Below are 14,750 nucleotides of genomic sequence, written 5' to 3' on the forward strand. Positions count from 1 at the left end.
CGGGTGACGCGCCCAGTGGCTAGCGTGGGGGAATGATCCGGTTCGAGCAGGTCACCAAGCGGTATCCGGACGGCACGACGGCTGTGGACGGCCTCTCCTTCGAGGTCGCGGAGGGCGAACTCGTCACGCTCGTCGGCCCCTCCGGCTGCGGCAAGACGACGACCATGATGATGGTGAACCGGCTCATCGAGCCGACTTCCGGCCGGATCTTCGTGGCGGGCGAGGACATCGCGCGGGTCGACCCGGTGCGGCTGCGCCGCCGTATCGGCTACGTCATCCAGCAGGTCGGCCTCTTCCCGCACCGCACCGTCCTGGACAACACCGCCACGGTCCCGGCGCTGCTCGGCTGGAAGCGGGCGAAGGCGCGGGCCCGCGCCGCCGAACTGCTCGATCTGGTGGGCCTGGACCCGAACACGTACGGGCCGCGCTATCCGGAGCAGCTCTCGGGCGGCCAGCGGCAGCGGGTGGGCGTGGCGCGGGCGCTGGCGGCGGATCCGCCGGTGCTGCTGATGGACGAGCCGTTCGGGGCGGTCGACCCGGTGGTGCGCGAGCAGTTGCAGGACGAGTTCCTGCGCATGCAGGCGGCGGTGCGCAAGACGGTACTGCTGGTCACGCACGACATCGAGGAGGCGGTCCGGCTGGGCGACCGTATCGCCGTGTACGGGCAGGGCCGCATCGAGCAGTTCGACACGCCGGGGGCCGTGCTGGGGGCGCCCGCCACGCCGTACGTCGCAGAGTTCGTGGGCGCCGACCGGGGCCTGAAGCGGCTCTCGGTCACCGCGATCGAGCCGGACGATCTGGAGCAGCCGGCCGTGGCCCGCATGGACGAGCCCGCCGAGCGGGCCCTGGAGCGGCTGCGGGCCGAGGGCTCCCGCTGGGCGGTCGTACTGGACGGCGCGGGCGACCTGCACGGCTGGGCCGGCATCGACGAGCTGGCGGCGGGCGGCGCGGTCGGCGACCTCGCCCATCGGATGACCGCATGGGTGCCGGTCGGGGCCCCGCTGAAGCAGGCGTTCGGGGTGATGCTCCAGTACGACGCCGGTTGGGTCGCGGTGCTGGACGGCGCGCGCTTCCTGGGCGTCCTCACCCCGGCGAAGCTGCACGAGACGCTGCGCCGCTCGGTGGACGCGGATGCCCGGGGAGTCTCGCGGGGGCAGGTGCCGTTCGACTCGGTGGCGGATGCCTGAACCTCCCCGGAGGTACGTCACTTCAGCAGGCCCTTGTCCTTCAGATAGGTCCGGGCCACATCGGCGGGCAGCCGCCGCCAGCTGTCCACCTGCTGGTTCAGCTGCGCCAAGTCCCTTGTCGTCAGGGCCTCGTTGAGCTTGCCGAGCGCCTTCGTCACGCCCAAGCTGCCCGCGCGGGAGCGGTTGACGACCGGGACGACGTAGTCCGCGTTCTGCAGGTGCTTGTCGTCGGCGAGCAGGACCAGGCCGAAGGCGTCGAGGGTGGCGTCCGTGGTGGTGGTCAGCACCATCTGGTCCCGGCCTTCCTGCACGGCCCGCTTGGCCGGGGTGGTGCCGACGCCCTTGGGGTCGACGCCGGTGATGTCGATGCCGTACACCTTCTTCAACCCCGGTTCGCAGTAAGGCCGTTGTACACACTCGTCGCCTGCCGCGAGCCGTACTCCCAGCCGCGAGGCACCGAGGTCGCTGAGGGTGCTGAGCCGGTGCCGGCGGGCGTAGTCGGCGCTCACCGCGAAGGCGTTCTGGTCCACTGCGCGGCCCGGCGGGAGGACGGTGAGTCCGCGCGGGGCGGCCAGTGCGCGCAGGGCCTTCATCGTGGCGGCCAGGTCGGGCGAGCCCGCCGGCTCCGCGCCGGGGCCGTGGGTCTTGGCGTTGAGCCAGTCGGCGAGGGTGGCCGCGTACTCGGGTACGACGTCGATCTGGCCGGATTCCAGAGCCGGTTCGTACAGCTCCCGGTCGGCGACCGTGAGGATGGACGTCTTGTAGCCGGCCTGGTTCAGCAGCTGGGCGTACATCTGGGCGAGCAGATCGCTCTCGGTGAAGCCGGCCGAGCCGATGGTCAGGTGGTGGCTGTCGCCGGGCGGGGCGGTGACCTGGCCGCGGTTCTCCAGGGAGGGGCCGGTGGAGCAGGCGGTGAGGGTGAGCAGGGCGGCCACAGCGGTTGCGGTGCGCCCTCTCACCGTCCCCTCCTCGCCCAGGCGGGCGCCAGCCGTTCGACGGCCTCGAAGACGCCCTCCACCACGAGCGCGAGCACGGCGACGAGGAACGCGCCCGCGACCACCTGGGGTGTGCTGGCCAGGTTGAAGCCCGCCGTAATGATCCGGCCGAGGCCGCCGCCACCGGCGAGCGCGGCGATGGTGGCGGTGGCGACGAGCTGGACGGCGGCGATCCGAACCCCGTTCAGCACCATGGGGAGCGAGAGGGGCAGTTCCACCTGGAACAGCAGCTGCCGCCCGGCCATCCCCATGCCCCGGGCCGCCCGTACGACGCTGCGGTCGACCTCGCGCATGCCGACGTAGGCGTTGGTGAGCAGCGGCGGCACGGCGAACAGCACCAGGGCTACGACCGTGGGCCCCTCGCCCCACTTCCCGACCGGGGTGAGCAGCAGCAGGACCAGCACGGCGAAGGTGGGCACGGCACGGCCGGCGTTGGCGATGTTCACGGCGAGCGCGCCGCCTTTGCCGAGGTGGCCGAGGACGAGGGCGACGGGAAGGGCGATCAGGCAGCTGACGAGCAGGCAGACCACGGTGAGCAGCAGGTGCTGGAGCAGCCGGTGCCGGACGCCGTCGTCGCCGGACCAGTGCGCCGGGTCGCTGAGCCAGTCCCAGGCGGCGGTGAGGGTGCTCATGCGCGGGCCGCCCGCGCCCAGGGCGTGATCAGCCACTGCACGCCGAGCAGGAGCAGGTCGGCGGCGACGGCGATCAGCACGCACAGCACGGACGCGGTGAGCACCTGGGCCTTGAAGTAGGTGTTCATGCCCGTGTAGATGAGGTTGCCGAGGCCGCCGAAACCGACGATCGCACCGACCGTGACCAGGGAGACGGCGGAGACGGTCGCGATGCGCAGCCCGGCCATCGCGGCGGGCAGGGCAAGGGGCAGTTCGACGGTGAGGAGGAGGCGCACGGGGCCGTAGCCGAGGCCGCGCGCGGCCTGCCGTGTCTCCTCGGGGACCGCGCGCAGCCCGGCGAGGATGTTCCGGACGAGCACGGTGAGCGAGTACAGCACGAGACCCGCGACGACCAGGGTCGCCGAGAGGCCGTACAGGGGCAGGAGCAGCGAGAACATCGCCAGCGACGGGATGGTGTACAGGATCGTCGTCACCGCGAGGACCGGCCCTGCCGCCAAGGCCCAGCGCCGGGCCAGCACCGCCAGCGGCAGGGCGATGGCCAGGCCGATGAGCACCGACAGCGCGGTCAGCTGGAGGTGCTGGACGACCGCGTCGAGGACGATCTGGCGGCGGGTGCTCAGATAGGCGCCGCAGATCCACTCGTTGCGCGTGAGGCAGTCGTGCGGGGGCGCGGTCACCTCTCCATTGCACGGGCGGGCGTACGGGTCGGCGCGCCGGGGTGGCCCGTTCGTGCGGCACCAGGCGGATCCGTCGGGTATCGGACGTGGCCGATTCCACGTGACACAGACCCTGAACAAGCGCTTAGATAGTGCCACATAGATTGAGCACAAAGATGGTGACCGACCCGCACGCTCCCGACCCGCCGGAGGCCCCCGTTGTTCACGTCCGTCGACGACGTCTCCGCCCGCCTCGCCGAGACCGGCTACCTCGCCTCGCCCGCCGTCGCCACGACCGTCTTCCTCGCGGACCGGCTGGGCAAGCCGCTGCTCGTGGAGGGCCCCGCGGGCGTGGGCAAGACCGAGCTGGCCAAGGCCGTCGCCCAGGTGGCGGACGCCCGGCTGGTACGGCTCCAGTGCTACGAGGGCGTGGACGAGTCCCGGGCGCTGTACGAGTGGAACCACGCCAAGCAGCTGCTGCGCATCAGCGCGGGCCGCGACGAGACCTGGGACGAGACCCGCACCGACATCTTCAGCGAGGAGTTCCTGCTCCCGCGCCCGCTGCTCACCGCCATCCGCGGCGACGAGCCGACGGTGCTGCTGATCGACGAGACCGACAAGGCCGACGTCGAGATGGAGGGGCTGCTGCTGGAGGTACTCAGCGACTTCCAGGTCACCGTCCCGGAGCTGGGTACGGTCACGGCGACCCGCCGCCCGTTCGTCGTCCTCACCTCCAACGCCGGCCGGGAGCTGTCCGAGGCGCTGCGCCGCCGCTGTCTGTTCCTGCACATCGGGTTCCCGGAGGAGGAGCTGGAGCGGCGGATCGTACGGCTGAAGGTGCCCGGGCTCGGCGAGGCGCTGGCCGCATCGGTGGTGCGGGTGGTCGGGGCGCTGCGCGCGATGGACCTGCGGAAGGCACCGTCCGTCGCCGAGACCGTCGACTGGGCGCGCACCCTGCTCGCCCTGGGCGCCGACGCGCTGGACGAGACGGTCGTACGGGACAGTCTCGGGGTGATCCTCAAGCACCAGGACGACATCCAGAAGGCCGCCGCCAAGCTCGACCTGGACGCGCTGGACGCGCGGTGAGCGACGTCGCCGAGCGGATCACCGGGCTGGTCGGTGCCCTGCGCGCGCACGGTGTGCGGATCGGCACCGGGGAGACCGTCGACGCGGCCCTCGCTGTCGAGGCGCTGGGCCTGTCGGACCGGGAGCTGCTGCGCGAGGGGCTGGCGGCCACGCTGCTGCACGGACCGGGCCAACGCGCGGTGTTCGACCCGGTCTTCGACCTGTACTTCCCGCGCGGCATCGGCCGTCCGGACCGGGAGGCGGCGGACCGGGAGGAGCTGCGCGACCGGCTCGCGGACGCGCTGGCCGCCGACGACCGTTCGCTGCTGGCCCAGTTGGCGGCGGAGGCGGTGGACGGCCTTGGCGGGTACGGGAGTTCACCGGAGTCGGACGGCTGGTCCTCGTACCAGACCCTGGACCGGCTGCGTCCGCAGACCCTGCTGGCTCGGGTGCGGGCCGACGTACGCGGGCGGGACGGGGGCACGGGATTCGCGGACCGGCTGCTGGACGACGAGATCCGGCGCCGGATCGAGGAGTTCCGGCGGATGGTCGCGGCGGAGGCCCGGCGCCGGGTCGCCGAGCGGCGCGGCCGGGACGAGATCGCCCGGCGCGCGGTCCGGCCGACCGCCGACCGGGTGGACTTCCTCTACGCCGGCCGGGACCAACTGGCCGAGCTGCGCAGGGCGGTTCAGCCGCTGGCGCGCAAGCTGGCGACCCGGCTGGCCGCGCGCCGCCGCCGGGCCGCGCGCGGCAGTATCGACCTGCGCCGCACGCTGCGCTCCTCGCTGTCCACGGGCGGGGTCCCGATGCGGCCGGTGCTGCGCCGACGCCGCCCGGCCCGCCCCGAACTGGTCCTGCTGTGCGATGTCTCGGGCTCGGTGGCGGGCTTCTCGGATTTCACGATGCTGCTGGTGCAGGCGCTGCACGACCAGTTCAGCAAGTTCCGCGTGTTCGCCTTCGTCAACCGTCTGGACGAGGTGACCGGCCTCCTCGACCACGGCAGGGCCGACCCGGACGGGCTCAGCGCCCGCATCCGCGCGGAAGCCACGCTCACCGGCTGGCACGGCAGCAGCGACTACGGCGTGGCCCTGGGCGAGTTCACGGAGCGCTACGGCGCTGCGGTCGGACCGCGCACGACGGTGTTCGTCCTCGGGGACGCACGCACCAACATGAGCGACCCGAACCTCCCCGCCGTCCGCGAACTCGCCCGGCGGGCCCGCCGCGTCTACTGGCTCAACCCCGAGGCACGCACCCAGTGGGGCACGGGCGACTCGGCGGCGCCCGCCTACGCCGAACTGGTGGAGATGCACGAGTGCCGCACGGCACGGCAGCTGGGCACGCTGGTGGGACGGCTGCTGCCGGTGACGTGAGCGAGGCGCTCGTCCTCGTGCCCTACGACCCCTTGACGCACTCGTTCGCCATCTGTACGACTTCGCGGGCCAGGCAGGTCTCGGTGCCCGCGATAGGGGCCACGGACCCGTCCAGCACCAGCCCGGCTCGAAGGTGGCCACCGCGAAGTCGAGACCGCTCAGGTGGAGGGCCTCGATGTGGCCGCGGGGGAAGTCGCGCCGTTCGTCCGGCTTGTCGACCGTCTTCACTTCCAGCATGACGGTGTCCTCCCTTTCGGGCCGCCCACGGCGACGCAGGCGCACCTTACGCGTCCATCGTCGACCCGGCATCTCGGCACGGCCATTCGGCGGCACGGACGACGATGTCCCCCGCCTCCTCGGCGAGCCGTACGCTGACCTCGGCGCGTGGCCGAGCGTCTGCTCGGCAGCCGAGACGGCCGAGCGCTAAGTTGGCCGCCATGAGCAACCTTGACCGCGCGCCCGTGCCCAGTGTGTGCGGCGGACGCGGATTCGTCGTCGCCGAGCCCGTCCGCGAGCTGCTGAGCCCCCGTCATGTGAAGCTCGGCGAGTCGACCGAGGTGCGTCGGCTGCTGCCGAACCTGGGCCGCCGCATGATCGGTGCCTGGGCCTTCGTCGACCACTACGGCCCGGACGACATCGCCGACGAGCCCGGCATGCAGGTCCCGCCGCATCCCCACATGGGGCTGCAGACGGTCAGCTGGCTGCACGAGGGCGAGGTGCTGCACCGCGACTCCACGGGCAGCCTGCAGACGATCCGGCCCAGACAGCTCGGGCTGATGACCTCGGGCCGCGCGATCAGCCACTCGGAGGAGAGCCCCCGTCCGCACGCCCGGTTCCTGCACGGCGCACAGCTGTGGGTCGCGCTGCCGGACGCGCACCGCCACACCGACCCCCGGTTCGAGTACCACCCCGAGCTGCCCACGGTCACCGCACCCGGCCTGACCGCCACGGTGATCCTCGGCGCCCTGGACGGCTCCGCCTCACCCGGCACGACGTACACGCCGATCGTCGGCGCCGACCTCGCCCTCACCCGGGGGACCGACGTCCGCCTGCCTCTCGACGCGGACTTCGAGTACGGCGTGCTGGCGATGTCCGGCGAGGTCCACGTGGACGGGGTGCCGGTGCTGCCGGGCTCGATGCTGTACCTGGGCTGCGGACGCACCGAACTCCCGCTGCGCGCCGAGTCGGACGCCGGGATCATGCTGCTCGGCGGCGAGCCTTTCGCCGAGGAGCTGATCATGTGGTGGAACTTCGTCGGGCGTACCCAGGAGGACATCGCGCAGGCCCGGGAGGACTGGATGAGCGGGTCGCGATTCGGGGAGGTGAAGGGGTACGCCGGGGGTCCGCTGCCTGCGCCGGAGCTGCCGCCGGTGCCGTTGAAGCCACGCGGAAGGGTGCGTTGACCTGGGAAAGCCCGATTCTCCCGTCCAGGGAGTTCGAGACCGTGTCTACGCCTGTCCGGCCACGAGGACCCCTGGTGACGCGGGCGCTTGGATGCTGCCGCACGGGCTCCTCCGAGGCTGTCCGCGTTTCCAAGGTCTGGGCATCCGAGGGCAGCTTTGGCCGGACGAATGCTGGCCCAATGCCGACTTTACTGACGAGCCATCAGAACATGGTGAAGCGGTGTGGTCGCCCCTTGGAGCCCGGCATGGGGGTCAGATCGTCTGCATCGCGTAGTCGGCTGACGCTGCCTCCGGAGCCCAGCACCCTTCGGGGCCGGTCGTCGCAGGCCGACCACTCGGGTGGTTGTGGGAACCCAACCGGTTCAGGTGGAGTAGGACGAACGCCCGAGCCTTGCGGCCCCCAGGCCGGCGCGGAGAGTTCCGGCCGCGGCATGGACGACTGGGTGACGTCGCCCTGCCCGAGCAGGTAGGTGCGAGTGCGCACAGCCCCAACACGCCCAGGGCGCCGATCACCTTGCTCCGATCGCCTACCCTGTCCGGCACCGCCATCCTCGCCCCGCGAGACGCTCAGCGCCACCAGGTCCGGCAGTTGTCCTCTGTGGATCGCGAGCATCATTGACGGGTCGGGCTGCTTGCCGGACCACCACCGCGCACCAGGAAGCGGTGCACATGGCACCCCAAGCAGAGTCTGCACCGAACCAGCACCGGAACTCGACCGTGCTGACTGAGGTGGCAGACGAGGGCTCGACGCAGCACGAGGGAGGGCATTCAGAGACCAGAAGCGTTCGATGAGCAGGACGACACCAAGCCGATGCTGGCGAGGAAGTTCATGACCGCAAGCCTCAGCAGTGGCCCAGACAGGTGCGTCAAGCCAGGTCACCCGACACCGACAACCTCCGGGACGTGGACGCCGCTTTGAGGCGGCCTACCAGATCGCAGTCCTCCGGCCAGCTCATCTTCGATAGAGCAGGCGGTCCGCAAGTGTGACACTTGTGACAAGAGGAGTACAGCATGAACGCCCTCTCAACGAGGTCTTCGAAGGCCACTGCGTGCGGATCGCCGGCCGTCGTCAGCGGCGGAGATCCGTTCGCCGTCAAAGGGCTTCCCACATGCACGACACCGTCGGTCCGCGCCCGTGACCCCAGAAAGGCCGTAGGGGCGGCTGAGGTGTATCGCGCACCGCGGATCACCCCGAGCGACAGAGGTATCACGCAGCGCGGTGATTCATCGGCGACGACGACCCCGAGCGGGCCGGACCTGATACGCGACCTGCCACCCCTGAGCCGGCGGCCCGAACTCAGGCAGAAAACCCAAGTCATGGTGCTGGGGAACGCCGGCCATTCCAGCCCACCCCGCGGACCAGTACCGAGGCAGCGGTTTAGCGACCCGGCCTGGCTCGCACCCTGACCACGAGGGAGATTTCATCATGCGCGCCCAACGAAACCCGCTGACTCCACTCGCGGCAGTGGCTGCCGGCCTGCTGGCCGGGGCCGTAGGAACGGTGTGCCTGGATGCCGTCCACTACCTGGAGTACCGTCGCTCAGGCGGTAAGGAGAGCCCGCTCGCCTGGGAATTCGCGCCGATCGAGAACTGGGAGAAGGCCCCTGATCCGGGTCAGGTAGCGAAGCGGGTGATCGAGGGCTTCACGCAGCGCAAAATCCCCGACAGTTCGGCCTGGCTCACGAGCACCATGGCTCACTGGGCCTACGGATCAGTGGTGGGCACGGTGTACGGCATCCTGGCTGGATCGCTGCCCACACCGTATCCCGCATACGGCGTGCCTTTCGGCGCTGCGGTCTTCGCCAGCGACTACATCTCCTTGCCGATCGCCGGACTTTACAAGCCGATCTGGGAGTACGACGCCAAGCTCGTGGCCTGGGATCTCGGCTCCCACCTCGCCTACGGCGTGGGCACAGGAATCACGTTCTGGTTGCTGGCCCAAGTGGTATCAGCCCCGGCCAGGGGCCGTAGGTGTTCTTTCTCGTGAGGCGACGGGCGGAGGCGACGTCGTGCGCGATCTTTACACCGAGCAGTCGCCGCGCTGAACTTGTCCTGCCAGGGGCTTCACGCCTGCCCGCCTACGAAAGCTTCTTGAGCATCTCCTTCGCGACCGGCCCAGAGGAGGCCGGATTCTGCCCCGTGTAGAGATTACGGTCAACCACCGTGTACGGCTCCCAGATCGGGCCGCACGAGTAGTTCGTTGGAAGTGCCCTGACCTCGTCCTCCATGAGCCACTTGGCCTTATCCGCGAAGCCGACGCCCGCCTCCTCCTCGTTCGAGAATCCGGTGACGCGGTAATGGGCGAAGGGTGTGTCACCCTTCTCGTCCCGGGTGGCGAGCAAAGCCGCGGGGGCGTGGCACACGATACCCAGCGGCTTGCCGGACGCGAGAGCCCTCCTCAGCAGCAGCCCGGAGTCGGCGTCGGACGCAAGGTCCTCCATGGGGCCGTGGCCCCCTGGGTAGTACACGGCGTCGTAGTCGTCGAGGTTGACGCTCTTGATCGAGACGGGGTGACGAAGTTGTTCCGCCTCCTCGATGATCCCCTCCAGCTTGAGGGACGCCTCCTCTCCCCCTGCCATCCGGGGCCGGAGACTCATCGTGTCGACCACGGGTATGACACTGTCCGGAGTAGCCACGGTGACCTCGTGACCGGCCCCGGTAAACACACTGAACGGACTCGCAAACTCCTCAGCCCAGTACCCGGTAGGGTGCCGGTGACCGTCCTTGAGCGTCCAATAGCTCGCTCCGGTCAGCACAAACAAGACCTTGGCCATGGGAACACCTCTCCGGAGGTGGAAGAATCGACTGACGGCGAACACCGATCGGCCGGGACCCGTCGGGACTGGCGATCACATGGCGGCGACATCGACTACACAGGACGGCGTGGACCCGGCCAATCCCGTCCGGGCGACCACCCGCAGTCGTTCGCGCACAGCCTCTGCAACAACAGTTCCCCAGGACCCAGCCCGTCGAAGATCTCGAGACCCTCGCGCCTGCCACCGGACATGCCGCCGAGACGGCCATGATTCAACCGTAAGAGCAGCCACCGGGACCAGCAACAGGATGGCAGCACAAGATCACGAACGTAGCCGCCCGACCAGCCGCCAACACACATCAAGCCCACCGCAACCAATTCCCGCCCAACAGCGCCCGCATCCCGGAACACGCCAATCGAGAAAGAGACCACGCCCTATGCGGTGAGAAGCCGTTGCTCTATGAGGTCCGGATCGTGCTGTCGATCCTGGCCGGTGAGATCACGGTCGCCGAGGCCGCGCGGCGGGCGAAGGCGTCCGAGTAGTCGGTCGGACACTGGAAGCGCCAGTTCCTGGTGTCCGCGGAGGGCCGGCTGGGCTCTTCGAGGACCTCGAGGTGACCGCGCCTGGGCGGGCATGCCCGACCGCGAGGTTCTGCCGGCTGATCGCCAAGGATCTTCAGCGTTGCTTCTCGAACGCGAGGAACCGCCCTGTGACGTGAGCCCGATTGGAGCTGCAGCGAGCCCGGCTTCGACAGCGCACCTGTGTGCGATGGCGACGTGGAAGCCAGTGCAGAGAGGCGCTGGCGTCGCTGCAGCGCGCAGGTGGGCGAGGCCAACAGAGCCTGCTGGCCGGTCGACAGCCAACGCCCAGCAGGTCCGCAATGGGTGCGTCGGGACAGCAGACGCGGGGCCGAACCGGACTGGTCAGTACGACGCCATCGCCGCAAGCGAACTCGCCATCAAAGAGGCCGAACTGCCGGCCGGCTTTCCAGGGCCGCGCGCACCTCGCCTCAGCCCTGCTCCGGGCCTGATCCTTTGAAGTCGCCGCTTCGAATCAATCGCCTTCCGCCAGCAGAAGCGGCGGCCCGGGCAGGCCCGACAATCTCGGCTTGGAGACGGCGAAGAGTATCCATGTACTTCGCCGTCCACACCATCCTGACAGCTGTAGCGGTGCCGGACACCGCACCCCCGGCCAGGTCGCGGCACACTGCGTCCTGAAGCGCCTTGCCCGCCACCGTTCGCTCTACCATCTCGCCAGGAGTGGGCTCACCGTCCGCAATCGCTCGACCTGCTCTCTCGAACCATCCAATAACTGGTGCGCTCGCGTCAAGGATCTCGGCGCGCGCCGCGGCACGATCCCCCGTGGGCACATAGCTGGCGTGAGACCACAAATCGTCGATGGCATCGGCGGTCATACGCAGTGTCACGACTGCATTGACGAGTGCGGTCACATCAGCCAGCACCAGACGCTTGGTACCACGCTCGGCAAGATAGGTGCGGAATGCGTCGTCGAGCCGACGGGCCGAGGCCGCGGCCCGTTCTCTGTCGTCGTCAGGGGCTTGAGAAGGCAGGGCAAGGCTGTCACATCGCGTGAGTCCGAACGCCATGGCGCTACGCACGTACTGGGCGCTGTCGCCGACGGCATCGCCTAGTACTCGCCCTAGACCAGCGGTGGCGCCGCGCGGCCAGAACAGGATGCCCACGACCAGGCTCACCGCACACCCGAGCGCCACATCCTCGATCCGAATGAGTCCGATCTCCCAGCCGGCAGGGGCGATGATGGTGAAGATGATGAGTAGCACGACAGTGAAGCCGACCTGCCCTGCTGTGAGTGAAGTGACCGCTGCCTCGAGCCCCATGGCCGCGATTGCGACAGGGAGTAGCAGCCACAGGCCGGTGGGGTGTGAGCTCAGCGCGAGAATGAGCGCTACGCCGACGACGAGACCAATGACGTTGCCCAGCAAGGCGCGAGCGACGGTTTGACCGGTGTTCAGCGCGTTGGATCGCAGGACGGTCAGTACGCCGAAGGCGATCCAGAACGAATGTTCCAAACCGCTCGCATGGGCGAGAAGCACCGCAAGGCTCAGCGCGGCGGCCCCTCGCACGCTGTTGCGCAGCCAAACCGAGTGGCGGTCCAGATGAGCTCGAGAACGTTCTCGGGCTGAGGAGAGAACTGACTTCGCCCCTGCAGGGCGATACCCGAGCAGTCGTTGCCACCAGGTCCGCTGCCGCGCTGAAGCACTGAGTTCGATATTCGCGGCAATAGCGGATACAACGAAGCTCATTTCCTGGGCGCGGAAGCTGGGACCCAATGCACGGAGCAAAGTATTCATAGGCCCAGGGGCGGGAAGGGAGGCAGACCGGGAGAGGTCCTGAGCCGGTTTGGGCGTGAGGATTTCAGGAAGGACGGTGGTCATCGTCTCTTCCAATGCCGCCCGGGCTTGTTCAAGTCGATCGATGTGGACGATCAGGCTCTGAGGAGCGGTCGTACTGGATTCCAGAAGCGCCACCCCGTGCTCCAAGAGCACTGCTGCCGCCACCTTGACCTCGCACACCACGCCCTCGCTGAGGGGAGGCTGCTCTCTCGAGGGTGTTTGCTCCAGAACTTTGTCGAGCCATATCACCTGGTCCACAAGTCGGACCAAGGCGCGTGATTCAGCGGACAGACCGGTGGGCCGATACGGTGTACTGAAAAAGCAATTCCGTAGATCTGCCACGCCAGTCGTCGCATCCTGAACCGCCGCGTTGAGCGCATCTGTGTGTACAGGGGAGAACCAGGAACCGATGCATTCGATCTCCACGCGTAGGCGCTGGGCAAGCAGGGTGCAGGCTCGTGTGACGGAGGTCCTTAGGGGCGTACTGACGGGAGCCGGCCACAGGATGGCGGTAGTGACGACAGTAGCCGCGCCGCCCATCGACCAGCCGGCGACACGGTCCGGGATGCTGCTCACCGGGCCTGTGAATGTCGCGGGGAGCACGAAACTGATAAGGAGCGAAGTTGTTGCTCCTGCCAGCATGGAACTGATGATGCCTACGAACAGGATGAGAAAGGAAGCCAGAAAAGTCGCGGCGACGGCCAGCCACACCACTTGGTCGGTCAGACTTCCCAGGCAGAGCAGGAGGGTGGAGACGACGACCAGGGTCGCCTGTGAGGTCACACGTTCGCGCATCGGGCCACTGAAGTTTACGAACATCGTCAGCACTATCGGGCTGATGGCCGCGAAAATTGCAATCGTCGGCCTACCCATCACAAGAGCTGCCACTGCGAAGAGTATTGGTGTGATGACAGCGACGCGAAGTGCGCGGCGCAGCGCCGACATTTCCGGATCACGCCTGCGAAGCCAACTCGGCATGCCTGTTGCAAGGTGAGCACGCTGCTTGGTCAAATACTGAGGAGCTGATCCCATGGAATTCAGCCCTTTGCTCTAGGATGCGAAAGGCGGAGGCTGGGGACTAGGGAGCAGACCCGCCTCCTGTACTGCCATCGACGCCCCGTCCGCGAGCTCGCTGGCAACATCAAGAGGACTGACGCTTCGCGGTGACAGCTGTCAGCTCGGCCACCGCAGCGGCGATTGGGGCGTCGCCGTTGTCGACTGCGGTGCTCTTCCATCCGTATTGGCCGGAGTGCGGCCGCACTCCCGCGGCGGATGCTGGCCATGACCGAGCTGCCGCCTGATGAACCCGGCTCCGGGTGATCCCGGGCTCTTGCGTCTTTGCTGCCCATCTCGTGGGTGACCACGGACGCGCTCGGCGGTGGGCCTCCGGTGTGTGGTGGAGGCCCACCGCCGCGTGCGCTCGGGGTGCTGCCCGTTCGCCTACTGGTGACCGGAATCGCGGGCCGCGGTCACGATGAGATCCGTGACCGCCTGGGGGTGGGAGACCAGGGAAACGTGCGAGGAGTTGATCTCCACCGTCGTGCGCGCGTGTGCGCGCTCGGCCTCGTACCGCTCGAGGCTCGGGTTGATGCCCCGGTCCTGCCTGCCGACGAGCACGTAGACCGGCTTGTCCCGCCAGGCCGCTGCGGTGAGCTTGTCGGCGAAGGCCGACTGCGCGATCGGGCGCTGCGTCGACGCCATGACGGCCGCCTGATTCTGCGGGAGGTCCTGGGCGAAGGTCGCGTGGAGCTTGTCGGCCTGGATGTACACGTCCGTGCCCGTGGTGCCGTCGCCATTGCGGAACGGCACTTGCTTGAGCGCCGTGGTGAGCGGGGCGGGCGGGAACTTGCCGGAGAGGCTGGCGAACGACTCACCCTTGTCCGGCATGATCGCGTTGATGTACACCAGTGCCTTGACGTTGTCGAGCCCGGCGGCCGCCTGCGAGATCACCTCACCGCCGTACGAGTGTCCGACGAGGACGATCGGCCCCTCGACGGTCTTCAGGAGGCTGTTCAGGTAGGTCGAGTCCTGGGGTATACCGCGCAGCATGTTGGGCGGGGCGATGACCTGGTAGCCGTCCTGTTGCAGGCGCTGCACCACTCCGTTCCAGCTGGACCCGTCGGCGAATGCTCCGTGTACGAGCACCACGGTCGGCTTCCGGCCCTCCGGGGCCCTGCCGAGGTCGTCTGCGGCGTGAGCCGGCACCAAGGTCAGGGCGGAGAGCACCGCCACTCCGAGGGCCAGTCTGCCCTTGCCTGATTTCAAGATCCCAGAGGCAGTCATGTGCTTCCACTTCCTCGGCATACAAGGCG

11 protein-coding genes and 1 pseudogene are annotated in these 14,750 nt (G+C 68.8%); 5 read left to right on the forward strand and 7 right to left on the reverse strand.

Going from position 1 to position 14,750, the window contains the following annotated elements:
* Window positions 1-32 precede the first annotated feature (32 nt).
* Complete coding sequence (locus ACWD3E_RS09880; protein WP_451387023.1) at window positions 33-1,187, forward strand: ABC transporter ATP-binding protein; 1,155 nt, start codon at window positions 33-35, stop codon at window positions 1,185-1,187.
* A gap of 17 nt (window positions 1,188-1,204) precedes the next feature.
* Here the strand turns inward: ACWD3E_RS09880 and ACWD3E_RS09885 are convergent, their stop codons facing one another.
* The 3 genes from ACWD3E_RS09885 to ACWD3E_RS09895 are packed head-to-tail and all read right to left on the reverse strand — an operon-like array spanning window position 1,205 to window position 3,491.
* Window positions 1,205-2,146, reverse strand: coding sequence for an ABC transporter substrate-binding protein (locus ACWD3E_RS09885; RefSeq protein WP_451387024.1), 942 nt, complete (start codon window positions 2,144-2,146; stop codon window positions 1,205-1,207).
* A complete protein-coding gene (locus ACWD3E_RS09890) occupies window positions 2,143-2,814 on the reverse strand; it encodes an ABC transporter permease (RefSeq protein ID WP_451387025.1) in 672 nt (223 codons plus the stop codon). The genes ACWD3E_RS09885 and ACWD3E_RS09890 overlap by 4 nt, the downstream gene beginning before the upstream one ends.
* A complete protein-coding gene (locus tag ACWD3E_RS09895) occupies window positions 2,811-3,491 on the reverse strand; it encodes an ABC transporter permease (RefSeq protein WP_451387026.1) in 681 nt (226 codons plus the stop codon). The genes ACWD3E_RS09890 and ACWD3E_RS09895 overlap by 4 nt, the downstream gene beginning before the upstream one ends.
* Before the next feature lie 198 nt (window positions 3,492-3,689).
* Between ACWD3E_RS09895 and ACWD3E_RS09900 the strand changes: the two genes are divergently transcribed.
* Both ACWD3E_RS09900 and ACWD3E_RS09905 read left to right on the forward strand, forming a co-directional pair.
* Window positions 3,690-4,556 carry an AAA family ATPase gene (locus ACWD3E_RS09900; protein ID WP_451350865.1) on the forward strand — a complete coding sequence of 289 codons (867 nt, stop codon included), beginning with the start codon at window positions 3,690-3,692 and terminating at the stop codon, window positions 4,554-4,556.
* Entirely contained in the window at window positions 4,553-5,905 is a 1,353-nt protein-coding gene (locus ACWD3E_RS09905; protein ID WP_451387027.1) for a vWA domain-containing protein, read from the forward strand. Before ACWD3E_RS09900 ends, ACWD3E_RS09905 begins: the two co-directional genes overlap by 4 nt.
* Before the next feature lie 73 nt (window positions 5,906-5,978).
* Here ACWD3E_RS09905 and ACWD3E_RS09910 read toward each other — a convergent pair.
* Window positions 5,979-6,142: pseudogene (locus ACWD3E_RS09910) on the reverse strand (cupin); the annotation flags it as partial.
* A gap of 200 nt (window positions 6,143-6,342) precedes the next feature.
* Here ACWD3E_RS09910 and ACWD3E_RS09915 point away from each other — a divergent pair.
* The gene (locus tag ACWD3E_RS09915; protein ID WP_451387028.1) at window positions 6,343-7,308 is read left to right on the forward strand and encodes a pirin family protein; all 966 of its coding nucleotides are present in this window, start codon (window positions 6,343-6,345) and stop codon (window positions 7,306-7,308) included.
* A 1,426-nt stretch (window positions 7,309-8,734) separates the two neighbouring features.
* Window positions 8,735-9,295 (forward strand): hypothetical protein, encoded by a 561-nt coding sequence (locus tag ACWD3E_RS09920; protein ID WP_451387029.1) that lies wholly within the window; start codon window positions 8,735-8,737, stop codon window positions 9,293-9,295.
* 91 nt (window positions 9,296-9,386) lie between these two features.
* Here ACWD3E_RS09920 and ACWD3E_RS09925 read toward each other — a convergent pair whose 3' ends face one another.
* From ACWD3E_RS09925 to ACWD3E_RS09935, 3 genes are all read right to left on the reverse strand, one after another.
* On the reverse strand, window positions 9,387-10,082 hold the full coding sequence (locus tag ACWD3E_RS09925) for a type 1 glutamine amidotransferase domain-containing protein (protein WP_451387030.1): 696 nt from the start codon (window positions 10,080-10,082) through the stop codon (window positions 9,387-9,389).
* Between the two features lie 991 nt (window positions 10,083-11,073).
* Window positions 11,074-13,326, reverse strand: a complete 2,253-nt coding sequence (locus ACWD3E_RS09930) for an FUSC family protein (protein WP_451387031.1) — start codon at window positions 13,324-13,326, stop codon at window positions 11,074-11,076.
* Between the two features lie 552 nt (window positions 13,327-13,878).
* A complete protein-coding gene (locus ACWD3E_RS09935) occupies window positions 13,879-14,721 on the reverse strand; it encodes an alpha/beta fold hydrolase (RefSeq protein WP_451387032.1) in 843 nt (280 codons plus the stop codon).
* Between the last annotated feature and the right edge of the window lie 29 nt (window positions 14,722-14,750).

It is taken from the genome of Streptomyces sp. NPDC002676 (assembly GCF_053592455.1).